The sequence below is a fragment of the Glutamicibacter sp. NPDC087344 genome (assembly GCF_044744225.1).
In the GTDB taxonomy this organism is placed as follows: Bacteria; Actinomycetota; Actinomycetes; order Actinomycetales; family Micrococcaceae; genus Glutamicibacter.
Window position 1 is genome coordinate 78,013 of sequence record NZ_JBIUXY010000009.1, and the last position, 23,983, is coordinate 101,995.

The 23,983-nt window shown below is 61.9% G+C and carries 23 protein-coding genes; 13 read left to right on the forward strand and 10 right to left on the reverse strand.

Annotated features, from left to right (window positions below; translation table 11 throughout):
- Positions 1-27: 27 nt before the first annotated feature.
- Positions 28-819, reverse strand: a complete 792-nt coding sequence (locus ACIOWL_RS15950) for a trans-aconitate 2-methyltransferase (protein WP_400387218.1) — start codon at positions 817-819, stop codon at positions 28-30.
- Between the two features lie 76 nt (positions 820-895).
- Between ACIOWL_RS15950 and ACIOWL_RS15955 the strand changes: the two genes are divergently transcribed.
- The 5 genes from ACIOWL_RS15955 (at position 896) to ACIOWL_RS15975 (ending at position 6,981) form a co-directional block, all read left to right on the forward strand.
- Positions 896-3,430, forward strand: a complete 2,535-nt coding sequence (locus ACIOWL_RS15955) for a DEAD/DEAH box helicase (protein WP_400387221.1) — start codon at positions 896-898, stop codon at positions 3,428-3,430.
- 74 nt (positions 3,431-3,504) lie between these two features.
- Positions 3,505-3,696 carry a hypothetical protein gene (locus ACIOWL_RS15960; protein ID WP_400387223.1) on the forward strand — a complete coding sequence of 64 codons (192 nt, stop codon included), beginning with the start codon at positions 3,505-3,507 and terminating at the stop codon, positions 3,694-3,696.
- Positions 3,697-3,767: 71 nt separating this feature from the next.
- Complete coding sequence (locus tag ACIOWL_RS15965) at positions 3,768-4,844, forward strand: hypothetical protein (RefSeq protein WP_400387226.1); 1,077 nt, start codon at positions 3,768-3,770, stop codon at positions 4,842-4,844.
- A gap of 155 nt (positions 4,845-4,999) precedes the next feature.
- Complete coding sequence (locus tag ACIOWL_RS15970; protein WP_400387229.1) at positions 5,000-5,875, forward strand: hypothetical protein; 876 nt, start codon at positions 5,000-5,002, stop codon at positions 5,873-5,875.
- A gap of 80 nt (positions 5,876-5,955) precedes the next feature.
- Complete coding sequence (locus tag ACIOWL_RS15975) at positions 5,956-6,981, forward strand: M12 family metallopeptidase (protein WP_400387231.1); 1,026 nt, start codon at positions 5,956-5,958, stop codon at positions 6,979-6,981.
- Between the two features lie 62 nt (positions 6,982-7,043).
- On the opposite strand, the gene ACIOWL_RS15980 is transcribed toward ACIOWL_RS15975, so the two are convergent.
- From ACIOWL_RS15980 to ACIOWL_RS15990, 3 genes are all read right to left on the reverse strand, one after another.
- On the reverse strand, positions 7,044-7,703 hold the full coding sequence (locus ACIOWL_RS15980; protein ID WP_400387233.1) for a DUF2278 family protein: 660 nt from the start codon (positions 7,701-7,703) through the stop codon (positions 7,044-7,046).
- Positions 7,704-7,748: 45 nt separating this feature from the next.
- Positions 7,749-8,873: a hypothetical protein gene (locus ACIOWL_RS15985; RefSeq protein WP_400387236.1), complete on the reverse strand. Its 1,125-nt coding sequence runs from the start codon at positions 8,871-8,873 to the stop codon at positions 7,749-7,751.
- 268 nt (positions 8,874-9,141) lie between these two features.
- Positions 9,142-9,894, reverse strand: a complete 753-nt coding sequence (locus tag ACIOWL_RS15990; RefSeq protein WP_400387239.1) for a metal-dependent hydrolase — start codon at positions 9,892-9,894, stop codon at positions 9,142-9,144.
- 62 nt (positions 9,895-9,956) lie between these two features.
- Between ACIOWL_RS15990 and ACIOWL_RS15995 the strand changes: the two genes are divergently transcribed.
- Positions 9,957-10,448, forward strand: coding sequence for a GNAT family N-acetyltransferase (locus ACIOWL_RS15995; RefSeq protein WP_400387241.1), 492 nt, complete (start codon positions 9,957-9,959; stop codon positions 10,446-10,448).
- The gene (locus ACIOWL_RS16000) at positions 10,445-11,749 is read left to right on the forward strand and encodes an alpha/beta fold hydrolase (protein WP_400387249.1); all 1,305 of its coding nucleotides are present in this window, start codon (positions 10,445-10,447) and stop codon (positions 11,747-11,749) included. The genes ACIOWL_RS15995 and ACIOWL_RS16000 overlap by 4 nt, the downstream gene beginning before the upstream one ends.
- A 19-nt stretch (positions 11,750-11,768) precedes the next feature.
- Here the strand turns inward: ACIOWL_RS16000 and ACIOWL_RS16005 are convergent, their stop codons facing one another.
- The 3 genes from ACIOWL_RS16005 to uvrB form a co-directional block, all read right to left on the reverse strand.
- Positions 11,769-12,221: a MarR family winged helix-turn-helix transcriptional regulator gene (locus tag ACIOWL_RS16005; protein WP_400387252.1), complete on the reverse strand. Its 453-nt coding sequence runs from the start codon at positions 12,219-12,221 to the stop codon at positions 11,769-11,771.
- 105 nt (positions 12,222-12,326) lie between these two features.
- Positions 12,327-13,376, reverse strand: a complete 1,050-nt coding sequence (locus tag ACIOWL_RS16010; RefSeq protein ID WP_400387255.1) for a TerC/Alx family metal homeostasis membrane protein — start codon at positions 13,374-13,376, stop codon at positions 12,327-12,329.
- A 310-nt stretch (positions 13,377-13,686) separates the two neighbouring features.
- Positions 13,687-15,774: an excinuclease ABC subunit UvrB gene (gene uvrB, locus ACIOWL_RS16015; RefSeq protein WP_400387258.1), complete on the reverse strand. Its 2,088-nt coding sequence runs from the start codon at positions 15,772-15,774 to the stop codon at positions 13,687-13,689.
- Between the two features lie 436 nt (positions 15,775-16,210).
- Here uvrB and ACIOWL_RS16020 point away from each other — a divergent pair, with 436 nt between their 5' ends.
- From ACIOWL_RS16020 to ACIOWL_RS16030, 3 genes are read left to right on the forward strand one after another with little or no spacing between them, the layout of a single operon-like run.
- Positions 16,211-17,932, forward strand: coding sequence for a M6 family metalloprotease domain-containing protein (locus ACIOWL_RS16020; RefSeq protein ID WP_400387260.1), 1,722 nt, complete (start codon positions 16,211-16,213; stop codon positions 17,930-17,932).
- Between the two features lie 35 nt (positions 17,933-17,967).
- Complete coding sequence (locus ACIOWL_RS16025; RefSeq protein WP_400387263.1) at positions 17,968-18,180, forward strand: hypothetical protein; 213 nt, start codon at positions 17,968-17,970, stop codon at positions 18,178-18,180.
- A gap of 30 nt (positions 18,181-18,210) precedes the next feature.
- On the forward strand, positions 18,211-18,435 hold the full coding sequence (locus ACIOWL_RS16030) for a hypothetical protein (protein ID WP_400387266.1): 225 nt from the start codon (positions 18,211-18,213) through the stop codon (positions 18,433-18,435).
- Positions 18,436-18,520: 85 nt separating this feature from the next.
- On the opposite strand, the gene ACIOWL_RS16035 is transcribed toward ACIOWL_RS16030, so the two are convergent.
- The 3 genes from ACIOWL_RS16035 to ACIOWL_RS16045 all read right to left on the reverse strand — a co-directional run bounded on the left by ACIOWL_RS16035 (position 18,521) and on the right by ACIOWL_RS16045 (position 20,155).
- Positions 18,521-18,772, reverse strand: a complete 252-nt coding sequence (locus tag ACIOWL_RS16035) for a hypothetical protein (protein WP_400387269.1) — start codon at positions 18,770-18,772, stop codon at positions 18,521-18,523.
- Positions 18,773-18,775: 3 nt separating this feature from the next.
- The gene (coaE, locus tag ACIOWL_RS16040; RefSeq protein ID WP_400387272.1) at positions 18,776-19,378 is read right to left on the reverse strand and encodes a dephospho-CoA kinase; all 603 of its coding nucleotides are present in this window, start codon (positions 19,376-19,378) and stop codon (positions 18,776-18,778) included.
- 78 nt (positions 19,379-19,456) lie between these two features.
- Complete coding sequence (locus tag ACIOWL_RS16045; RefSeq protein WP_400387275.1) at positions 19,457-20,155, reverse strand: BTAD domain-containing putative transcriptional regulator; 699 nt, start codon at positions 20,153-20,155, stop codon at positions 19,457-19,459.
- A gap of 217 nt (positions 20,156-20,372) precedes the next feature.
- On the opposite strand from ACIOWL_RS16045, the gene ACIOWL_RS16050 reads away from it, so the two are divergent.
- The 3 genes from ACIOWL_RS16050 (at position 20,373) to ACIOWL_RS16060 (ending at position 23,939) form a co-directional block, all read left to right on the forward strand.
- Positions 20,373-21,047 (forward strand): IMPACT family protein, encoded by a 675-nt coding sequence (locus ACIOWL_RS16050; protein WP_400387278.1) that lies wholly within the window; start codon positions 20,373-20,375, stop codon positions 21,045-21,047.
- Entirely contained in the window at positions 21,044-22,225 is a 1,182-nt protein-coding gene (locus ACIOWL_RS16055) for a class I SAM-dependent methyltransferase (protein WP_400387280.1), read from the forward strand. The genes ACIOWL_RS16050 and ACIOWL_RS16055 overlap by 4 nt, the downstream gene beginning before the upstream one ends.
- 67 nt (positions 22,226-22,292) lie before the next feature.
- Positions 22,293-23,939, forward strand: a complete 1,647-nt coding sequence (locus ACIOWL_RS16060) for an HNH endonuclease signature motif containing protein (RefSeq protein WP_400387283.1) — start codon at positions 22,293-22,295, stop codon at positions 23,937-23,939.
- The last annotated feature ends 44 nt before the right edge of the window (positions 23,940-23,983 follow it).

Here is a 23,983-nt window from a genome sequence, read left to right on the forward strand (position 1 = left end):
TCCCCGGCCCTGCGGGTGGGCAGGTTTTCAGCCGAGCTTCCGGCCGATCATAAAGATCCGGCGGAATGGGAAATTGGTGACCTTGGTTCCATCCGGCCCCGCAAAAAACGGGTAGTGCGCACTGATCTGCACCCGGTAGTCGTCCTCGAATCTCAGGTAATCCGCGCTATCCAGGGCCGCCCTGATCGGCAACAGCGCGGTACCGCGCACCCAGTCCAAGATCGGATCCTCGCCGATCATCACCTGCTGGTAGGTGGTCTCCCACACGTTGGCTTGGAATCCGGCCTGCAACAAGATCCGTTGGTATTCGTCGGGTTCCCCGACCACATCGTCATGGCGCAGCACACCGCCAAGTTCATTAACCCACTCAGGGCTATCTGCAACCTGTCGCATCACCGAATGGGACGGGGAACCGAAGTTTCCCGGCACTTGGATGGCCACATAAGCTCCGGGTTTCAGTTCGTCGAGCCAAACCTTGAGCAGGTCTCGGTGTCCGGGCAGCCACTGCAGCATCGCGTTGGAGAACAATAAATCCGTGTCCGGTTCCGGATGCCACGTCAGCGCGTCGGCCAGTTCGAAACCCAGGTTTGGTTCGTGTTCAGCGTCGCTGGCCTGCGTGATCATTTCGGGCGACGAATCCAAGCCGGTGACCTGCGCCTGCGGCCACCGTTGGGCCAGCAGCCTGGTCATATTTCCGGGTCCGCAGCCGAGGTCCACAATTTTTGCCGGGTTCACCTCTCCCAGCTGACCTAACAGGTCTTTGTAGGGACGACCGCGATAATCGGCGAATTCGGTGTACTTTCTCGGATCCCACTTCATATTCCTGAGCATATTCGCGCGGCGCGTTATCACCTAGCCCGTGGTCACAGTTCGCAAAGGATAGGCTTGGAACATCATGTTGCTCACCGATTACCTGCCTGCAGACGCGAAGAACGTATCCGACGACGAAATCTACGAGGCCTTCGGCCGTTGGGTCTCCACCCGCGGCATCGAGTTGTACCCGGCCCAGGACGAGGCTTCGATGGCCCTGGCCGGTGGCAGCAACGTCATCTTGGCCACCCCCACCGGTTCGGGCAAGTCGCTGGTCGCCATCGCCGCCCATTTTTACGCCATGGCCCGGGACCAGATCAGCTTCTACACCGCCCCGATCAAGGCGCTGGTGTCCGAGAAGTTTTTTGATTTATGCAAGATCTTCGGTGCGGAGAACGTCGGCATGGTGACCGGTGACTCGTCGGTCAACGCCGACGCCCCGATCATCTGCTGCACCGCGGAAATCTTGGCGAATATCGCCCTGCGCGAAGGCTCCCGCGCCGATGTGGGGTGCGTGATCATGGACGAGTTCCATTTCTACGCCGACCCGCAGCGTGGCTGGGCGTGGCAGGTGCCGCTGATCGAGCTCCCGCAGGCGCAGTTTTTGCTCATGAGTGCCACCCTGGGCGACGTGAGCCGCTTCGAAAAGGAACTGGAAGAGCGCACCGGCAAAACCACGGTCACCGTCGCCCACACCCAGCGCCCCATCCCGCTGCATTTCTACTACTCCATGGAGCCGGTGCAGGAAGCCGTGGAGGAACTGATCAAAACCCAGCAGGTGCCGATCTACATCGTGCACTTCTCCCAGTTGGATGCGATCGACCGGGCGACCGGGTTGATGAGCATCAACGTGGCCACCCGCGAGGAAAAGGACCGGATCGCCGAGCTGATCGCCGGGTTCCGTTTCGCCGCCGGCTTCGGCAAAACCCTGAACCGCCTGGTACGCCACGGCATCGGGGTGCACCATGCGGGCATGCTGCCCAAATACCGGCGCCTGGTCGAGCAGCTGGCCCAGGCCGGCCTGCTGAAGGTCATCTGCGGCACCGACACCCTGGGGGTGGGGATCAACGTGCCGATCCGCACCGTGGTGATCACCGCGTTATCCAAGTTCGACGGAACACGAACCCGTATCCTGAACGCCCGCGAGTTCCATCAGATCGCCGGGCGTGCCGGGCGGGCGGGTTTTGATACCGCCGGCACGGTGCTGGTCCAAGCCCCCGAGCACGCCATCGAGAACCACAAGGCCATGGAGAAGGCCCTGAAAAAGCACGGTGAGGGCTCAACCAAACTGAAGCAGATCCCCAAAAAGAAACCACCTCAGGGTTTTGTGACCTGGGGTGAGAAGACCTTTGAGAAGATCGTCGACGCCGCCCCGGAAACGCTCAAGTCCTCCTTCCAGGTTTCGCACTCGATGTTGCTGAACCTGCTCGAACGTGAGGACAACGCGTTTGAGGCGGCGGTGCGCCTGCTGAGCGAAAACCACGAAACCCCCGCCGCGCAACGCAAACTCAAACTCCGCGCCATCGGCATTCTGCGTGAACTGATCGCTACCGGTGTGGTGGTGCGTCGCGCCGAACCGGATCAGTACGGCAACTACTACGAACTGACCGTGCACCTGCAACAGAACTTCGCGTTGAATCAGCCGCTGTCCCCGTTCGCCCTGGCCGCCCTGGAGCTGCTGGATCCGGATTCGGCCAGCTACGCGCTGGATGTGGTCTCCACCATCGAGGCGACCCTTGAAAAACCGCGTCAGGTGCTCTCCGGACAGGAAAAGAAGGCCCGCGGCGAAGCCATTGCCGCGATGAAAGCCGACGGGTTGGACTACGACGCGCGCATGACCGCGCTGGAAGAAGTCACCTACCCGATGCCGCTGGCGCAAAAGCTGGAGGCGGCCTTCGAGCAGTACCGTGCCGGTGCGCCGTGGCTCGCGGACTTCGAGCTTCAGCCCAAGAGTGTGGTGCGCGACATGTATGAACGCGCCATGGGGTTCTCCGACTTCGTCCAGTACTACCAGCTGGCCCGCTCCGAAGGGGTGCTGCTGCGTTACCTGACCGATGCCTACAAGGCGCTGCGCCAGAGTGTGCCGCAGGATTCGCTGCGCGAGGACCTTGAAGACCTCATCGAATGGCTGGGCGAAATGATCCGCCAGATCGACTCCTCGCTGCTCGACGAGTGGGAAGAGCTCTCCCGCGGTGAGCTGCACAACGAATCCGAGGAAATCACTCCTCCTGCCCCGGAGAAACTCACCAGCAACGTCCGCGCCTTCCGCGTGATGGTGCGCAATGAGATGTTCCGCCGCGTGAAGCTCTTCGCCGACGAACAAGACAAAGCCCTGGGTGAACTCGACGAACACAACGGATTCGACGCCGATACCTGGGCCAACGCGATGGACGACTACTTCGAGGAACATGAGGACATCGACGACGGCCCGACCGCGCGCAGCTCCAAACTGTTTATCGTGAAGGAAAAACCCGGGCGCATCTGGGAGGTCCGACAGATTTTTGCCGACCCGGAAGAAAACCACGACTGGGGAATCAACGCGACCATCTCGCTGGATGATTCCGACGCGGTGGGCGAGCCGGTGGTCACGGTGACCGCGGTGGGACGCCTGGATTCCTAAAAGCACGGATTGTTCCTCCACAGCCCGCGATTTCACCTCTGGTGTTGTCGCGGGCTGTGTCGTAGGATTTGGCCATGAACGGTTCGTGGCTGCGCCTGTGCGGCGCTATGATCCTCCTGCCGACGCTAGTGCTGCTGCTCAGCGGCTGGTCGGTACTGTTCACCGCCGAAGGCGCGGTGGTCACCATCGTGCAATTCGCCCTGTTGCTCACCGGTCTGGTGATGGTTTACCGCGGCGAAAATCCCCGCAGGCGGGCCAGCGGGTAATGCGCCGGTAACGCCTGCGCGTCCATCCTTTGACTCAACACCGTGTTCGCGGCACCACCAAGGAGCACCCCATGACACTGTTGAGCCTGCAGCCGGCCGAACCCGCGACCCTGCATGCGTTGCCGCCCACCCTGGATTTGGATGCCTTGCGTCCGCATCTGGTGAACCTGTCCAACGGCCAGTTCTCCACCGACGGCACCTTGCAGACCAGCCGCGACGACGTCGACGCCATCTTCGCTGAACACCTTCCCCGGTATCTGGAAACTCACCAACGGCCGCTGCGCCTGTTAATCTGGGCGCACGGCGGTTTGGTGAGTGAATCACGCGGCATCATCGGGGCTGCCCGGCTGCTTCCGCATTTCCTGTCGCACGGCATCTACCCGCTGTTTTTTGTCTGGGAGACCGGGTTGCTTGATGCCTTGGGCTCCCTGTTGCCCCGCGGCAGCGCTCGTGAGCTGCAGGAACAAGGCCGGGCCCGCAACCTGATTGAAGACCTGTTCAGCGACGGATTGGAACGAGCAATCCGCCCGTTGGGGCAAAAGGTCTGGGGACAGATGAAAATCGGAGCGGATCAAGCCGTCGCCAGCGATGGCGGGGCCCGCTACGTCGCCCAACGGCTTGCCGAGTTCACCCAGCATAATCCGGGAGACGTGCAGGTGCATGCGGCCGGGCACTCGGCCGGGGCAATCTTCCACTCCCGGTTCATTCCCCAATACCTTCAGCACCACCCGGACACGGCAGTCAGTTCATTGAGCCTGCTGGCCCCTGCACTGACCGTCGCGGAGTTCAACCGGACCTTGCGCCCCATCACCGGTTCAGCCCAGGGGTTGGAAAACCTGCACCTTTTTGGGCTGGGCCACCAGCTCGAAGAGGACGACAGCGTGCTGTGGCTTTACCCGCGTTCGATGCTCTGCCTGATCAGCGCCGCGCTGGAAGCCGAGCGGAAAACCCCAATCCTCGGGATGGAACAAACACATACGCAAGATGCTGACCTGAGAAATTTTCTCGCCTCCGTCGGGGCGGACGTGACGTGGTCGAAAACCACCGGCGGGGCCCCCGGGCGGCGGTCCCAGGCCACCTCCCACGGCACCTTCGACGATGATCCGAGCACCCTTGGCAGCATCGCCCACCTGATAAATTCCCGCTAATTCCCCCGCGTAACACCGGGGTAATACCCGGGTAACAGCACCGGTTCTACGCTGGAGCTTCCACAAGGCCGACGCGCGCCCACACCCGGGCGGTCGCACCGGTAACCACCGACCACGACGTAGGTGTTGGCCTGATCATGAGGGAGAAACAAATCATGACGGACATCAATGAGGGCATCGATCCGCGCTTTGACCGGCTGCTCGCAGCCAGGCGAGAAGAAGTTGTCGGGCTGCAGAAGTCCCAGGCCGACCATCAGGCCGAGCTTGAATCCCGCGGCCAGCGGAGCCTGGCGGCGCTGAAGGAAACATTGCCGCAAGCCTTGGCCGACCAGTTGGGGCAGGACACCTCCGAGGCGGACAAGCAGGTCTCCGCTCAGGTGGAAGACCGAGCTGCCGCGCTGGCCGAGCAGGACCCCGGCGAATCCACGTCGTTGTCTGCCATCATGGGCACCGACCCTTCGGCCGCCGCCGTGGGCTGGCTGACACCGTACTACGGCACACTGCACGGCTCCAACGGGGCCATCTCCTGGCAGGGGTACAACCCGGGCAACATCAATGCCTCCTGCTGGGCGTCGGGCGCAGGCTCCGGACTCTTCGGAACCGGGGCAGGGTCCTTCACCCTCTACATGGACTGGTGGTTCACCTTCCGTGCCCCGGAGAACCGCAACTACGCGCAAACCATCTACGTTCCGTTTAATGGCTTCTACATTGTCCGGGCGGATGACGGCTGGTTCGACTCCAAGGAAGCCAAGGTCAACATCTCGATGACGGCCCGTGGCTACCAGTACAACTACAAACCGGCTGGCTCCGTGAACGTGCTGTCCACCGGTAACGACAACATCAACGTCAACGACCGTTTTGATGGTTGGCGCACGATGTACTACTCAGACCTGCTCGGTGCCGATCAGGCCTACCTGTTGCTTTCCGTGGCGTTGAACGTGTACGCACGCGGCGGGGGCTCACACGCCCAACTGAACTTCTCCGACGGAAACGCCAACTACCTTGGTGTGCCGATGGTGTATGTCAGCTAGGCATCCCGCAGGTGCCGCGCTAACCCGGTGCGGCACCTGCCCCTTCATACTGCGACGAACTTCCACCCAGGGAGCAGGATATGAACTATGAAAACCGGCCGCTGTGCCTGTCCAAGCCGACCATCCGCCGGGAGCTTCCCCCGGGCATGCCCGATGCACGCATGCGCCTCATCCGAGTTTTGTCCAAGGTCTGGGTCAACGAAACCGAACTGCACTACTTTTTTGTTGACGGCCCCGAAGCTCAGCGTCAGGCCGTGCGCGACGCCTTCGCCGAATGGAAAGCCCTCCCGCTGGGGCTGAAATTCACCGAAACCACCGACCGCGCGGCCTCTGAGATCAGGATCGCTTTCGATCCGAACGACGGTTCCTGGTCCTACGTGGGACGCGACCTGCTGGGAATCCCGGCCACCGAAACCACCATGAACTTCGGCTGGGACCTGACCGATGACTACGGGCATAGCACGGCCCTGCATGAGATCGGGCATACCCTGGGGCTTCCGCACGAACACCAGAATCCGTTCTCCGGGATCGAGTGGGATGAGGATGCGGTCTACCGGTTTTTCACCGGCTCCCCGAACTTCTGGACGCGTTCGCAGACCGAGCACAACGTCTTGCGCAAAATCAGCACCCAGGAAGTTGACGGGTCCGCTTGGGACCCGGATTCAGTGATGGAGTACTGGTTCCCGGCCGGACTGATCCGGGAACCAGCACAGTACGCCGGCGGGCTGAACCCTCCGGGCGGGTTATCGGCCCCGGACAAAGAATGGGCCAAGAAGTTCTATCCCGAGCTCACCGCCGAGCTGCGGGAGCTGAAGGTCTTCGAATCCCAATTGCTCGAATTGGCCGCCGGCCAGCAGGCAGACTTCGTGTTGAAACCCGAAGCTTCTCAGAATTACACCATTTCCACATTTGGCCAGTCAGACATGGTCATGGTGCTTTTCGAGGACGACGGCGGCTCATTGCGATACCTGGGCGGTGATGATGACAGCGGCACCGGCCTGAACGCCCAGCTCAACTTGCGATTGTTGGCCGGACGCCGCTACGTGGTGCGTTTGCGCCTGTACTGGGCCGGAGGCATCGGCAAGTCCAGCGTCATGTACTGGTGAGCATCAAACTTCAGGCCCCGGAGCGGTGATTCGTTCGCGCTCCGGGGCCTACCCCCAATTTTTTACAGCGGGCGGCCCTGATCGTCGGTTTTGAAAGACTGCGTCTTGAATTTGTTCAGGAAACCCACCAGCCGACCGTCCGGTTTAAGCACAATGGTTCCGCCGTCCTGCCAGATCCAGTTTTCCGCATCAAACCCGCCACCCACAGGGTCGCCCTGGTTCTGGTGAATGTTGTGCACCCCCAGCCCGCTGGAGAACGGTTCGCCGAACACAAAAAACCTGGTGCCCTCCTCGATGACCGCTTCAAGTTCGGTGAGCGCCTGAAACCCGGTGCCGCTCTTCCATGGCGGGTTCCAGCGCAGCCAGGACAACAACCGGTTCAGGCAACTTGAGTAACGCAGCAGGTGAATGATGACCGGCGGGTGCAAAACCGTGCTGCGGATGTAGTCCAACGCGCCGCTGGAAGGATCCAAAGTCAAGGGATGCCAGCCGTCGGCGAGCGCGGAGATCGCCGCAAAATCTAGATTCCGGACACCCACGGCACGCCATTGGATCCCATCGGGCATGTTTTTCGGATCCACGTCGATCGCGCACTTGTAATTGCCGCCCGGGGTGTGGATCACCAGATTGCCGTGGTAATACCGGCCGAAGTCATCCGGCGGGTCGCGGTAGTAGTTTTGCAGGGTCCCGATCAGCACCCCGTACCCGTTATTCAGCGGCATAACCCGATCCCTTCTGGCACTGTTTCCTTGAAGTCGCGTACCGGATCAGTCAGCGGGTGCTTCAACTGCCTCACCCACCTGGTCTTGGACACGTTTGGCCTGCTGGTCCACCATGGCGGTGAACAGTTGTTGCGCTGCCCCGAAAATTACCGCCCACGCAAGGATCTGCGGTGAGCTGTCCAGGTCGGAGAGCCCCGGAAAAAACCCGCCACGAATCAGGATCAGCCCAAAAACGGTTGTCAATGCCCCCAGCGGCAGTTTCAACAGCGCCATTGCGATGGCCAGGTTAAACGGTGCCGCGGTACCTGAAACATTGCGGAAGGACGCGGCGGCGGTCACCGCGGCCCCTGCCATCCCCATGAGCAATAGCAATGAGATATCCGCGGCTTGTGCGGTTGCCTTGATCACCTCATCGCGTGTGCGCTGGGTTGAGCCGGTCCCGGTGTTTTCGTCCTGAGTTTCCTCAGCCGCGGGCGCAGTTTGCACCGTAGGGTATGGGCTCTCCCCCGTTGGGCAAACCACACTCTCCTGACCGACCGGGGTAAAACAGATCGCCAAGGCGCCGGGATCTTTCGCGCCCCAGACGGCCAGCGCCACCCCGAGAACTAGCAAGATCAGCGTCCAGACGGTCAGCCCCCGATGGAAACTGAACATCCGCGCATACTCTCGACGATAGGCCATATTCGCCGCGGCTCCGGCGTTAATAATTTCCTCACGCACATGACCGGAGTTAATCAGCTCCCGTTTGGCCTGCAGGTTGGAATCCAGCTTGTCCAGGTCCCGAATCAATTGTTCGAATTCAATACGTTGCGGGTCTTTGAGTCGCAGATGATTGCGGACATCAGCCTGAATTTTGGGAATCTTGCCGATCAGGTAGTTCGTATCACCACGCCGCAGCATCAGGGTTTCGGCCGCATGCACGTGGGCCATCACACTGCCGATCAGGGTGCTGCGCAGCATCGGCAAAATCCTTGGCCCGCTCAGCCGCTTCTGCGCAGTGTCCAGATGCAGCCGGATCGCTTCGTCCAACACGGCAGCGGTCTTGGATGCGTCGTCGGAATTGGTCCCATCGTTGTTGATGCCCACCGCAGGCTGCTGGGCTAGGTAGCTCGCCTCATCTTGCCAGGCCGCGAGGTCTGAAACGGCAATCGGAAAACGACTCTGATTCATGTTCGCTTCAATGGGTGTCGTCTGCTCGCTGTCCTTCACTTTCGCCCCCAGCTCACTGTTGATCAGCCAACGCAAAAACTAAACGTTACACACCATCGCCCGCCCCGGACAGCGGTTCACCGACAGCATTCACCGAGCCAAAATCACCCTTGTTCCAGGCCCCCAACACCCGATCAAGCCGCACGCAGAAGGCTGTGACCCAGGTAGCCACAGTGTCCGCCCCGGCGCGTTACCCAACCATTACCGGATGCCTCACTTGCTCGGCGGCTCACACAACAATCAGTGCGATCCCCACGTAAACAGTTAACAAGGAGGCAAGGGCCCATTCGGCCGTTGAACCGGTTTCGGCAAGGATCGGCAAGGCAACCCGGCCATTGGCCTTCCATACCCCGCCAATCACCGGAAGGCGGCGGAACCAGCGCGGTGAACGAATCTTGATGGGCCAAATCAGGTTGCAACCGCCGATGGTGAGCATATCCCCCACCACGTGCACCGCAACACCCACCGCGACCGCCAGCAAAAACCATTGGTTCTCCTGCGGGGTGTTCATTCCGACAAACGCTCCGGCAGCCAACGCAATAATCCAGCACAGGGCCGGTGGCATAAATTTTACCGACTTCACCGCGAAGGAAATCAGCAGCACCGCGAACAATGCGGCTGCCGGATACACCGTCCCGAATGCAGCTGTCTGCACCGCCCAGCCGTTGGCCAGCCAGGCGAGCAGGATAAAAAATGCCATGCCGAGGATCGAATGGGTGCCGTTGCGGTGCCCGCCGGACACCTTGCCAATGGCGCGGGTGAAAATGCTGGAGATCGGCGGCAAGGCCCGCGCGATGGTCGCCCCATGGTGATCCGCATCGGGTAAAAGCGCCGCTCCGGCACAGACGATCGCTCCAGCGAGTGTTTCCCACCGGTCCATCTGCAGTGCGCCGAAGCCAAGGTTCACGGAGCCAATGCTCACCGGAGTTGTAATTGCTAGCCATGCGGCAGCGCCGCTCATGGCGTGGTGTCCACCCATCATGGATTCAACCTTAGGACTGGTCACCGACGATTTAGCGGCACGACGGCGGTAAGCTTGAGCACATGAGTATTGTGCGCGAAGCAACAGCTGCGGACTGCCCGCAGATTCTGGAGTTAATCCAAGAACTTGCAGTCTACGAAAAGGAACCGGATGCGGTGCACAACACCGCGCAAGAGATCGAAAACCACTTGTTTGGCGCGGACCCCAAGGTTTTCGCCCATGTTGCCGAAGACAGCTCGGGCACCGTGATCGGTGTGGCAATCTGGTTTTTGACCTATTCCACCTGGGAAGGGCGCCACGGCATCCACCTGGAGGACCTTTATGTGCGAGATACCCAGCGTGGTTCGGGCACCGGAACCGCATTGTTGCGCACTCTCGCGCAGATTTGTGTTCAGCGCGGCTACCGCCGGTTGGAATGGGCCGTGCTTGACTGGAATGAACCTGCCATCAAGTTCTACGATTCCATCGGTTCATCGTCGATGGACGGGTGGACCACCCGCCGCCTCGACGGTCAGGCACTTCAAACGCTAGGCACCCAAGGAGCAACCCCATGAGCCACTACCGCGGCATGGACGTGACCGAACACCGGCTGGATGTCCCGCTGGATTATTCCCGGCCGGCCGGCGAACAGATCAGTGTGTTCGCCCGCGAGGTCAGCACCGACTCCTCCCTTCCGTGGTTGCTGTACCTGCAAGGTGGGCCCGGCGGGAAATCTCCGCGTCCCGGATCGCTGTCCGGTTGGCTCGCCGAAGCGGTTAAGCACTTCCGCGTGCTGCTTTTGGACCAGCGCGGTACCGGCCTATCCACCCCGGCCAACCGCCAGTCGCTCGCCCTGCGTGGAGACTCGGCCGCCCAAGCACGTTACCTGGAGCATTTCCGCGCAGACTCGATCGTTCGCGACGCGGAGGAGCTGCGCAAACACCTGGGTATCAGCACCTGGAGCACCCTGGGTCAAAGCTACGGCGGGTTCTGCACCCTGACCTACCTCTCGCTCTTCCCGGCATCATTGGATCGATGCCTGGTCACCGGGGGGCTGGCTTCGTTGGACGCTGAAGCCCACGACGTTTACCGGGCGACCTACCAGCGGATGGCAGAACGCAACGCCGAATACTTCTCCTGGTATCCCCAGGACTTCGAGACCCTGGGCAAGATCTATGCTCATGTGCGCCGCTCGGGCGACGAGGTGCTGCCCAACGGCCAGCGTGTCACGGTGCCGCTGGTCCAAATGCTGGGGATGTATCTGGGCGGAAACAGCCGGGTCCATTTGCTGCACCACATTTTCGAGGAAGCATTTATTACGACACCCGGCGGTCCGCGCCTGTCGGATACCTTCCTCGACGCGCTGTACACGCAGTCGTCCTTCGCCTCGAATCCGCTGTATGCACTGATGCACGAGAGTATTTATGCCCAGGGATCGGCCACAAATTTCGCGGCCGAAGCGGTGCTTCCCGAATTTGCCGAGTTCACCGAGCACACCGCTACCCCGTTATTAACCGGTGAGATGATTTTCCGCTGGCATTTCGCGGAGGATCCAGCATTGCGTCCGTTGGAAGACGTCGCCCGGATCTTGGCCGAGCACGAACACTTCCCGGCGCTCTACAACCTGGAGGTCCTGGCGGCAAACACCGTGCCCGTGGCAGCCGCGGTGTACCACGATGACGTGTACGTGGACCGCGAGTTGTCGCTGCGCACCGCGTCGCAGGTCGCGAACCTGCAGGCCTGGGTCACCGAGGATTTCCACCATGACGGGCTGGGCGACGAGGGGCCGGCGATTTTCCGCCGGCTGCTGGCCATGACCAATTCCCAGGACCCGGAGGCGGCGGCCCTGGGCGATACGGGTGCTTCGGGGTCCTGAGCGGAACTGGCAGCAGGACCTATTTATCCAGCTGGGTAGCGAGTTCGTCGCAGACTTTTTGCAGCAACGGTGCGGCAGAGGCCAGGATCTGCTGCTCCGTTTCGGGCAGCGCCTGGATTCCGCTGGTTAAGGCCGAGATGGCACGCAGCCGATAGGCGTCCACCTCGGCTTTGCCCGAGTCGGTGAGTTCAACCAGGCTGGCGCGCCTGTCGTTGGGGTCCGCGCGGCGCGAAACCAGCTGGTCGTGCTCCAGCCTGATGACCAGCCCGGTCATGGTCGGCTGGGCGACTCGCTGCGCAATGGCAAGGTCCCCCACACGTTGAGCCCCATCCCGATCCAGGACGGACAATACGCGCCAGGCGGTCACCGAACGGCCCTGCCCGGCCGCGTGGCCCAGCAGGCGGGAGAGGGTGCCGGAGATCGTCGCAATTGACGAGGCAGCTTCGACGGTTGAGGACGGTGTGGTGCTCATGATGTGTACCCTAGCAGACTGCGTTGGTGGTTGGATTTCGACAGCAAAAAGCCCGCCGGTCGTTCCCTGAATGGGTTGCGGCCGGCGGGCATTTCACACGATCGGTTACTTGTCGTTGGCTTCAGCCACAGCCTTGGCGGCCTGTGCAATGGCCTCGGCTTCCTCCGCTTTTTCAGCGGCTCGGCGCCCCATGGGCGTCCAGAGCGACAAGACCGTCGCCACCACGATCGCCCCCAGGATGACCAGCAGCGAGACACCGGTTGAGATGTCCAGCCATGGGAACTGGTGCAGCGCCTCGCCACCGTTGATGAACGGGAGCTGGTTCTCGTGCAGCGCGTGGAATACCAGCTTGACACCGATGAACGCCAGGATGAAGCTCAGTGCGTGCTTCAGGAAGACCAGACGGTTCATCAGGCCACCAAGCAGGAAGTACAGCTGGCGCAAACCCATCAGCGCGAAAATGTTCGCGGTGAAGACGATAAACGCGGACTGGGTCAGCCCGAAGATCGCCGGGATCGAGTCGAACGCGAACAGCAGGTCGGTCATGCCGATGGTAATGAATACCAGCACCATCGGGGTGAACAGCTTTTTGCCGTCGACCATGGTGCGCAGCTTGTTGCCGTCGAAGTTCTCGGAAATCGGCAGCTTGCTGGTCAGTTTCTTGACCAGGCCGCTTTCCTCGTCCTCGTCGCCTTCTTCCTTGAGCTGGTTCCAAGCGGTCCACAGCAAGAATGCACCGAAGATGTAGAAGACCCACGAGAAGTGTTCGATGACTGCCGCACCGAGCACGATGAAGATCGCGCGAAGAATCAGCGCGATGATGATGCCGAACATCAGCACTTCCTGCTGGTACTTACGCGGTACCGAGAAGCGGGCCATGATGATAATGAAAACAAAGAGGTTGTCGACGGACAACGCGTATTCGGTGATCCAGCCCGCATAAAATTCTTGGCCGAGCTGTGGTCCTGCCTGCGTCCAAATAATTGCGCCGAAGATCAGGGCCAGGGTGATGTAGATACCGACAAAAATCCCGGCTTCCTTCATCGAAGGAATGTGGGGGCGTTTGGTGACATACAGCAGATCGGCGACGAGCACCGCGCACAAAACGATCAGTGCGATGATCTCAAATTGAAGTGTTAACCCGGAATTGCCCACAGAAGAGCGACCTTTCGTTGCAGGGTATGGCTAATGGCCGCAAGTCTCTCCGCCGGCCTCACCACCTTCAGATGGTGCGAAATTCGGCTGCTGTGCCCGGCGAATCGCCATTGATTCGCGTGCTGACGTTCACAGCATTTGGGATACTCCCCTACGTACAATCATCCATTGTAGACCACAGCTAACTCACAGGCACAGCCCCATACCCCGCAACTCGTGAATTTTAGGCGCTCGCGCGGCCTCACCTTTACGCTGGCCGCCCGCACCCACCGCGTCTGAGAACCGCCAATACAGGATCGCCACGATTCGCCTAGGCGTGCCCGGCGGCCTTCATCTGGCGTAATTCCTTTTTCAGCTCCGATACTTCATCACGGATCCGGGCGGCCAGCTCGAACTGCAGTTCAGCGGCAGCCGCGTGCATCTGCGCGGTCATTTCCTCAATCTGGCCCAGCAGGTCTTCGGCTGGCGCAGCGGCCAAGCCATCCTTGCGGACCGTCGCCGAGGCAGCGGTGCGTTTACCGCCCTTGGCCAGCCGGTTGTTGTTCAACAGCTCTTGGGTGTCGGCGTCCTCGCGAGCCAGCTGATCGGTAATATCGGCGATCTTCTTGCGCAACGGGGTCGGATCGATCCCGTGTTTTTCGTTGTGTGCGCGCTGGATCTCACGCCGGCGGTTAGTCTCTTCAATTGCCTGGCTCATCGCGTCGGTGATCTTGTCCGCATACATGATCACCTGACCCGACACGTTACGCGCGGCACGGCCGATGGTCTGGATCAGCGAGGTTGCCGAGCGCAGGAAACCTTGTTTATCCGCATCAAGGATCGTCACCAACGACACCTCGGGTAGGTCCAAACCCTCACGCAGCAAGTTGATGCCCACCAGCACGTCGAAGGAGCCCATACGCAGCTCGCGCAACAGTTCCACACGGCGGATCGTGTCCACATCAGAGTGCAGGTACTGCACCCGCACCTGATGCTCGGTGAGGTAGTCGGTGAGGTCCTCGGCCATTCGTTTGGTCAAGGTGGTCACCAGCACACGCTCGTCGCGCTGCACCCGGGTGCGAATCTCGTCAAGCAGGTCGTCGATCTGCCCCTTGGTGGGTTTGACGATGATCTCCGGGTCGATCAACCCGGTCGGGCGGATGATCTGTTCCACATATCCGTCGGACTTGCCCAGCTCGTACTTGCCCGGGGTCGCGGAGAGGTACACGGTCTGCCCGATGCGCTCCAAGAACTCGTCCCACTTCAGCGGACGGTTATCCATCGCCGAGGGCAGGCGGAAGCCGTGCTCCACCAGGGTGCGCTTGCGGGACATATCCCCCTCGTACATGGCGCCAATCTGCGGGACCGTAACGTGCGACTCGTCAATCACCAGCAGGAAGTCATCCGGGAAGTAGTCCAACAGGCAGTGCGGGGCGCTCCCCGCCTCGCGGCCGTCGATGTGCCGGGAGTAGTTCTCGATGCCGTTGCAGAAGCCCATCTGCTCCATCATTTCCAGGTCGTAGGTGGTGCGCATGCGCAGCCGCTGGGCCTCGACCAGTTTGTTCTGCGATTCAAGTTCCTTCAAGCGGGCCGCCAGCTCGTCCTCAATGGTTTTGATGGCCTTGCCCATCCGTTCCGCACCGGCCACATAGTGGCTGGCGGGGAAAATGTACATCTCGGTTTCCTCACGGATCACCTCTCCGGTAACCGGGTGCAGGGTGTAGATGGCCTCCACCTCGTCACCGAAAAATTCGATCCGCACCGCCTGTTCTTCATACATCGGGATGATCTCCACGGTGTCCCCGCGCACACGGAAGGTGCCCCGGTGGAAGTCCATGTCGTTGCGGGTGTATTGCATGGCAACAAATTGGCGCAGCATCGCGTCGCGGTTCAGCTCTTCACCCCGGCGCACAGTCACCATCCCGGCGACGTATTCCTCCGGGGTACCCAAACCGTAGATGCAGGAGACCGTCGCGACCACGATCGTGTCCCGACGGGTGAGCAGCGAGTTCGTCGCCGAGTGGCGCAACCGCTCAACCTCCTCATTGATCGAGGAATCCTTCTCAATGAAGGTATCGGTCTGCGGCACATAGGCTTCGGGCTGGTAGTAGTCGTAGTACGACACAAAGTACTCAACCGCGTTGTTCGGCATCAGCTCGCGGAATTCGTTGGCCAGCTGGGCGGCGAGCGTTTTGTTCTGCACCAGCACCAGGGTGGGGCGCTGCACCTGTTCAACCAGCCACGCGGTGGTCGCCGACTTACCGGTACCGGTCGCACCAAGCAGCACGATGTCCTTCTCGCCCGCGGTGATGCGTTCGGTCAGCTCCTTGATGGCCTGCGGCTGATCGCCGGCCGGCTCGTACTCGCTGATGACTTCGAAAGGGGCGACAACACGTTTGATGGGCTGTGCAAGACTCATGCCTCTAGCCTACGCCCTCACCCCGACAGCATTACCCCGGCTTCGCTAGCCGTGAAGTCCGCCCCAGAACCGGGCCACAGAATCCGTGGAGCCCGCTGATCCACTCACTGTGCACACAACACAGCAAAGGAGAACATAGTTATCGACGGTTGCGGCGCGTCGGTAACGCCGGGGTAATGCACGGGTAATCGGTACGCAGTCATAGTAGGCAGGAGCGCAGTCGCAACCAGGGTAACTGATCGCGAGACGCTGTTGGACATCACGCAGAAACAAAGGAGCTGTGTTGATCCAACACAACGTTGCGCACTTCAAGGGTGGCCGCTTGTTGCGGGTTACTCCCGCGGTGCTTATTAAAGGATCTTCACCCCGCGAGGCCGGACTGTCACGCCGGTGAGGTCCGTGGTTATCCATGTTCTCCAGGGAGGAAGGCACTTTCATGCCAGTCCCATTTCAAGGCGAAATCTTCACATTCGAGAATCCCGACGGTTCCGAGCTGACGCTCAAAGGCTGGGGCAACCAATTCCATGCGGTTTTCGAAAGCCTCGACGGTTACACCGTGGTGAAGGCCGCCGACGGCTACTACGAGTACGCGGCCCTCGCCGACGACGGCGCCTCGTTGCAGTCCACCGGCCAGCGGGTAGATTCGACAGATCCACAAACCCTGAATCTGCCCCAGCACCTGCGCATCACACATGAATCAAACGCACTGCAGTCCCGCCAGGCCAAGGAGGCGATGGGCCCGACACCACGATGGATGCAACGACGTCAGGCCGCGCAGAATCAGCCGGCGGCCCAGGGTTTGTCCCCGGATGCCGCGCCGCCGTCGAATCCGACCACCGGAAATTTCCGGGGACTGGTGTTGCTCATTGACTTCAGTGATTTCCCGGCCACCATCAACCGACAGGAGGTTGACGATTTCTGCAACAAGGTTGGTTACACCGGTTTTGGCAACAACGGTTCTGCCTTCGACTATTTCCGCGATGTCTCCGACGGAAAGCTCAGCTACAAAAACACGGTAACGGCCTACTACCGCGCCGCGCACCCGCGAACCTACTACACGGACCCGGCCATCAGCTACGGAACCCGGGCCCAGGAGCTGATTCGCGAGGCCCTGAACTCCCTGGTGGCCTCCGGTTTTGACTTCTCGGGGCTGACCGCGGATTCCGGTGGCTACGTCAAGGCGTTAAGCGTCTTTTATGCCGGGGTGCGTTCCAACGCATGGAGCGAGGGACTCTGGCCGCACAGCTGGGCATTGGCCTCGCCTTTTGTGCTCAGCTCGACACGGCGCTTTTCCGACTACCAGATCACCGACCTGGGAAACCAACTCACGCTGCGCACGTTCTGCCATGAGAACGGACACATGGTGTGCGATTTCCCGGACCTGTACGACTACGACAGCGTCGGGGTTGGGCTGGGCGTCGGGCACTACTCGCTGATGTGCTACGGCGGCAACGACAAAAATCCGACCCAGGTCGATGCCTACCTGAAACATGCCGCCGGGTGGTCTTCGCAGGCCACGACCATGGCCTCGGGGCAGAGCTACACCATCGCGGCCGGTCGCAACGAGTTCCTGCTGCATCCGCGCAGCGCATCGGAATATTTTATCGTGGAGAACCGCGAACAGATCGGGCGCGATACGTCCCTCCCGGATTCGGGGGTCGCGATCTGGCACGTTGACACCACGGGTAATAACAGCAATCAGGAGATGACCGCGGCCAAACACTACGAGCTGTCCCTGGAGCAGGCCGACAACCGTTTCGACCTGGAGCGGCGGGTCAACTATGGCGACGCCACCGACCTGTATGGCGGTTCCGGTTCAACTTTTGGCCCCGCCTCGGCGCCGAACAGCAATTGGTGGGACGCGACCGGCTCGGGCCTGGACATCGAGACCATCTCGGCGGTCGCGCATTCGATGACCGTGACCACCCGCAACACCGGGCCCGCGACCCACTACAACATCGCGGTGAATCAGGTCTTCGCGACGATCCACACGCAGAACGCGTGGGCCCACGTGGGAACCCTTGGATGGCGGAAAATCACCACGGGTGCACCGGACGGGATCACCAACATGCTCACCGTGCTCGCCCTGGCGCAAGCCAAGGGGCTGAAGGTTACCGTCGTCGCCGACGCATCCAACATCACGCAGTGCTACCTGTGAATCCGTGAACGAACCACACGAAAGAAGGAAAAAACATGTGGACCACCATCAATCAAATCTTCACCTCCAACCATTCGCAGAACGCCTGGGCCCATCTAGCCTCGGACAACGCCTGGCACAAGGTGCTCACCGGGGCGGCCGACGGGGTGAGCAACGTCCATGTGGTGCTCTCCGTGGCCAAGGCTACGGGAAAACAGGTTTATATCGTGTTGGACGCAGCGAAAAACATCACCCAGGTTTACCTCTAAACCGTCCGCAGAGAATTGGTGAATACCCAAATGAGTAAGGACTACACGTTTAACATCACGGTTGCGGGATCCGAACAGTCCCAGTCCAACCATGCCGCTCCGGCGCCGATGCCGTTGGAGCAGCTGGTGGCCGCCGCCGATCAGGGCGGCGCTTCGGCACCCGCGCCAATGGCGCTGGCAGAGTTGGCAACCGGTGGACCGCAGCTGGCACCCGAACCCATGGCTCCGGAAAGCTTGCCCGATCCCGGTAACTGACCTGGCCGAAGACTCCGTCTCTCAGCTACTCGCGCGCCACCCGCGGACGGTGAAAAGCCGCCCGCGGGTGGCGCGGTGAGTTGTCCTAGCGTCCTCGTTTCATCCCATATCGCACTGCGTTACGTGCCACGGTGCGGCGGATGAGAGCGCCAAAAAAGCTGATGGTCAGCCAGGTTGCCGACACCAATCCCAGCAGCGCCAGCCACCCGCTGACCTGCACCACCGCCGAATACGGTCCGGCGGAGGCGACAAATTCGCTGCGTCCGCCGAAACCTAGCCACAGCACCAGGGCCACGGCAAAACTACTGAGCATCAACCACTTTGCGATCTTGGCCATCGGCTATTTCATTCCTGCGGGGTTCAGTTCCTGCCGGTACAGGTTTTCCACCTTGGCCAGCAGTTCATTCCGGCTGCCGTCGTTCATCAGCAGATAGTCGGCGATCTGCGCGCGCTGCTCATCGCTTGCCTGCGCCGCCATGCGCGCCTCGGCCTGCTGAACACTCCAACCGCGGTCCTCAACCATCCGGCGCACACGCTCTTCTCGCGGGGCCTGGACCACGATGACCACGTCGAACGCCTCAGGTGTGCCGGTCTCCGCCAGCAGCGGCACATCCTCCACCACCAGCGCATTCGGGTCTGCCGCTTCGCGCAGGCGTTGCGCCTCGGCCCGAATCAGCGGGTGAAGGATCGAATTGAGTTTTTCGCGCGCCGCATCGTCGGCGAACACCAGGGCGCCCAGCGCCGCACGGTTCAGCGTCCCGTCCTCGGCGAGCATCTGTTCGCCGAAGCTATTGCGGATCGCGGCAAGTCCCGGGGTTCCGGGTTCAACCACCACCCGGGCCAGCGCGTCGGCGTCGATCACCACCGCGCCGAGCTGCGCCAACTTTGCCGCCACCACTGATTTACCGGATGCCACCCCACCGGTCAGGCCCACATGCATCATGCCACCAGCCTAATACGCGCCGCCCACCAGAGGGTCCATGGCGCACCAAGCCGGGCAGTCAATTGCATCGGCCGGCGGCTAGGCGCCGCGCAGCTGGGTGAGGGTGTGCAGCAGTTCGGGACTCGGTTCCACCCCCAGTTCGCTCTTGAGGCGGCTGATGAACTGCAACAACCCGGCGGTGGCCGAGGCATTGTTTCCCTGCCCGGATTCGGCGCGCGCGCTGAGGCTGGCGGCCGATTCCCGCATCGGATCCAGGCGCAGTGCGTTTTGCGCCAGCTGCCACGCCTGTTCCTGCAATCCCAGGTTCAGCAGCTGCAACGATCTGGCTTCCAGGGCGCGCAACTGCAACTGGCGCAGTGCCTCCTGCTCTTCAAAAAGCCACGGCTCATCCCAATCAGGCAGCAATTGCCGGATGCGCAGGAAAAAATCTTCCGGAGTTGACTGTGCGCTGGGAGCTAACAGCACCTGTTGCAGCCTGTGGCGCAGCCTATGCAGGTCGATGCCGACCGCAGGATCGATCTCTACCCACCCGTCATCGCACCGAATAACCCCCGCGCACTGTTGATGGATATGGCACAGGCTCACTCGAAGGCTGTCGGCTGCCCGTGCCTCGGTCGAATCGGGCCACAGCATCCCAGCCATCCTGCGTCGCGAGACCGGCCCCTGCACCGCCAGCAGGCTCAGCACCCGCTGTTCGCGTAAACGCAGTTTAATCAGCTGGCGATCTGCGAGTAGACGCCAACGATCCAGCAGTTCCATTTCGTACGATGCACCCATTGGCAACTCCCCCAGCAACGTGAACCCAGCCCCTGCAGATGCCCCATGTGGGCAATATTTTCCCACTCGCACAGCACCGCGTCAATGGTTAAACCCATCGGTAAATCAAGCTGAAAAACGGTTGCGATATGCAAACATCGGATTAATACCGGCTAGCCGTACCACGGCCCCACCGCCGGGCAGCGGATGGGACAGCTCGCAGGATAAACTGGAAACAATGGACTCCACCGATTCTCGCGCCACCGCCTACAGCACCGTGAACCGCGACAGCGTTCACGAGGTCGAAATCAAACGCTCCCGCTTCATCACCTACCTCTTTCGGGTCGCCACCGAAGCCCAAGCCCGCGATCACATCGCGGCTCTGCGCAAAACCCATTTCGACGCCCGCCACCACTGCAGCGCCTTCATCCTGGGTCCGGACCGGATGATCCAGCGCTCGAATGACGACGGCGAGCCCTCCGGGACCGCAGGCATCCCGATGCTCGAGGCCTTGGCCAAACGGGACACCGGCCAGGGCACCGAGCTCTCCGACGTGCTGGCCGTGTGCGTCCGGTACTTTGGCGGTATCAAACTCGGTGCGGGCGGACTGGTCCGCGCCTACTCGGATTCGGTATCCCAGGCGTTGGATCATTCCATCCTGTTGCGCCGGCAACGGTTGCGGATTTTAGCCCTGCCCGCCCCGCATGCCCTGGCCGCCCGCTGGGAGAACGAGCTGCGCGCCGCCGGCTATCAGCTGGAACCAAGCCGTTGGGAGGCGGAGCACGCGGTGCTGCAGGTCGGGATCGACGACACCGCAATCCACGCCGAGCAGTTGGCCGGTTTCACCGCCGCGATGACCTCCGGCGCCGGCCGGCTAAGCCCCGTTGACACCAGATGGGTGGACCTTTCATGACCAGCTCACCACACGCCGCCGCACCCGATCCGCTGCAGGAGATCTTCGCCGGGCTAAGCCGCTTCCCCGACGTGCAGGCGGAGAACCTGTTCGCCGTCGACGCCGCGGATCGGCTGCTGCTTCAAACCGGCTCCGAGTTGCTGAACCAGGGCGGCGAACCGTGGCCGGAAACGATCACCGTGATCGGCGACCGGTACGGGGCGCTGTCCCTGGGCGCCCTGGCCCTGGGAGCCCAACGGATCCACGTCCACACCGATGCGCTGACCGCCCGGCGCGCGATCGAGAACAACCTCGCGACCCTGGCCGGGCACTGGGCCGACCGGGTGCGGTTTCTTGCGCTGGATGAGGTCGCCCGCGATGCGCGGCTGGTGCTAATGAACCTGCCGCGCGGTTTGGACGTGCTTGCCGAACAGGCCGCGGCGATCGCCGCGGTGGCGGATCCGGCGGTTCGGGTACTGGCCGGCGGGCGCATCAAACACATGAACCATTCGATGAACCAGGTGCTGGCCGAGCACTTTGGCACCCTGGATGTCTCACTGGCCCGGCAGAAATCCCGGGTGCTCACCGCCACCGGGGTGCGCCCCGACCGGCCCGCCGTGGATTTCCCGGTGCGTGCAACCCACCAGGTCAATGGCACCAGCTTCATCCTGATCGCCGGCGCGGCGACCTTCGGCAACGCACGGCTTGACCCGGGAACCGCCCTGCTCCTGGAGCACCTCCCGTCGCTTGCGGCCCACACCGAGCTGATCGATCTGGCCTGCGGCAACGGGTCGATCGGCATCTATGCGGCGCTCACCCACCCGCAGTTGCGCGTCAACGCTTCCGACCACTCGGCTTCCGCCGTCGCCTCGACCCTTGCCGCGGCCGACGCGAACAAGCTGTCCAACCGGCTGCGCGCGGTGCAAGACGACGGGCTTTCGCGGATGCCAAGCGCCAGCGCCAGCCTGATCACCCTGAACCCGCCATTCCACATCGGCAATACCGTCACCGCGCAGATCGCGATGAAGCTGATCGACGAGGCCGCGCGGGTGCTCACCGAGGGCGGCGAACTGATCTGCGTGTTCAACTCCCACCTGAAATATCGCAGCGAGCTGGCGCGCCGCATCGGCCCCACCGAGCAGCTGGCCCGCAATCGAACGTTCACGCTCACCCGTTCCACCCGACGCAGCACCGGCTAAACAAAATAGTTATCCACATTTTTGCGCCGCCTCGTTGCACGGCGCCGCGCGGGGGCAGACTGGTCCCATGAGCGCATCACGCACCCAGGCCCTCAGCGCCCTGGCACACAGCCTGAAGGACCCGGCGGAGTTTTCCCCTGGCGAGTCCCTGGCCTGCGCCGCGCTCATGGCGCAACTGTTGCGCCAGCTTCAAACCGCCGCGTCCTTAGATGGCTCCCCCGTTGATCCTCGGTACGCGTTGGCCCTGGCCAGCGCGGTGGAAGACGTCGCCAACGAGTCGGTGCGCGCGCAGATCCACGCGGCGCACCTGATCGAAGCCAGCGCCGCCCACGGCCTGTCGGTGATGGAGCTCGACGCCCTTCGGGAGACCGAACCCGACCTGGCACTTGCGCCCCAGCTCTGTGAGGGGCGCCCGAGTTTCGATTCGCCCGAGGAGCTCACGGCGGCCTGGTTGAACCTGGATTATTTTGAGGCTAAGCGCCGCATCGCCGACGCCCATCATGTGATCGCCCAGTTCGATGACCAGCACCCGCAGTACCCGCCCCAGTTCCCGCTCTTGGCCGCACGTTTCGCCGCGCCGGGGAATCGGCCCGGCGAGGTGCTCTCGGCGGCCAGGCGGCTTGAAAAGTTTGAGGAAGCACCCGGAGAATTTCAGCCGCCGCGCACCGCTTCGGCGCAAGACCAGTTCGGGACTCCGCTCGAAGAGCTGATCGACGACGCGCTGGAGGACACCCAACCGACCTCGCGGCAGCGGCGGGTCAACAAGATCTTTAAGCAGGCGCGAACCCAACAAGCCGAAGAAGATCCCGCCGCGCAGGCCGGGCTGTTTCGCCGAGGCACGCGGCACGGGCTGACCCTGATCGAATTGCTGCTCGATCCCCTGGGCACGGAGATCTTCGACTCGATTATCGCCCAGGCGGACAATCCGCGCACCCAGGCCGGCCAGACAGCCCGTGAAGCCAAGACGAACGTTGTGTTCGGCACCTTTGGCCGGCAGGAATCCGAGGCCCCCGTTCCCGAGCACCCGGATTTTGTGACCGATGAGGAAGCCGCGGCCAACACCGCACCGGATCCCGCGCCCGAACCTTCCGTCGCGTTGCGCCGGCTGAATGCACTGCTGGATTTTCTGCGTATCAATTCGCAGCGCCTGCGCACCCTGCTGGAACCCAACACCCAAGCGCAGGCTCAACAGGATGCCCAAACCGGGAAGGGCTTGCACCTCGCCACCGTCGCACCCCAGGTGATCGTCACCCTGACGCTGGACGAACTGGAAGAACGGGCCGCAACCCACGGCATCACCCTGCACGGTCATGAGCTGTCCGCCGCGCAATTGCGGGTGACCCTGGCGCGGGCGAAAATCATCCCGCTGGTGCTCGGCGGCAAAAGCCAGGTCCTGGACATGGGCCGCGCGACACGTTTCCACACCGATCCCATGCGCCTGGCGATCACCGTGCGCGATCGCGGCTGCATAGTTCCCGGCTGCACCCAGGATCCCGAATCCTGCAACATCCACCACATTTGGCTCTGGTCCGAAGGTGGTGTCACCTCGGTCTATTGGGGTGCCATGCTGTGCGAAAAGCACCATCACGATGTGCACGCCGGACTGATCAAGGTCATCGCCGACGATGGTGTGCCCAAGGTGATCCTGCCGCGTTTCATGGATCCCTCGCAATCCCCGGTGCGCAACACCGTGAACCAGCACCGCGCAGCCTAAGCTGCGCAGTCCAACCCCATGCGCTCGGCGCCTTGCGCTCGACG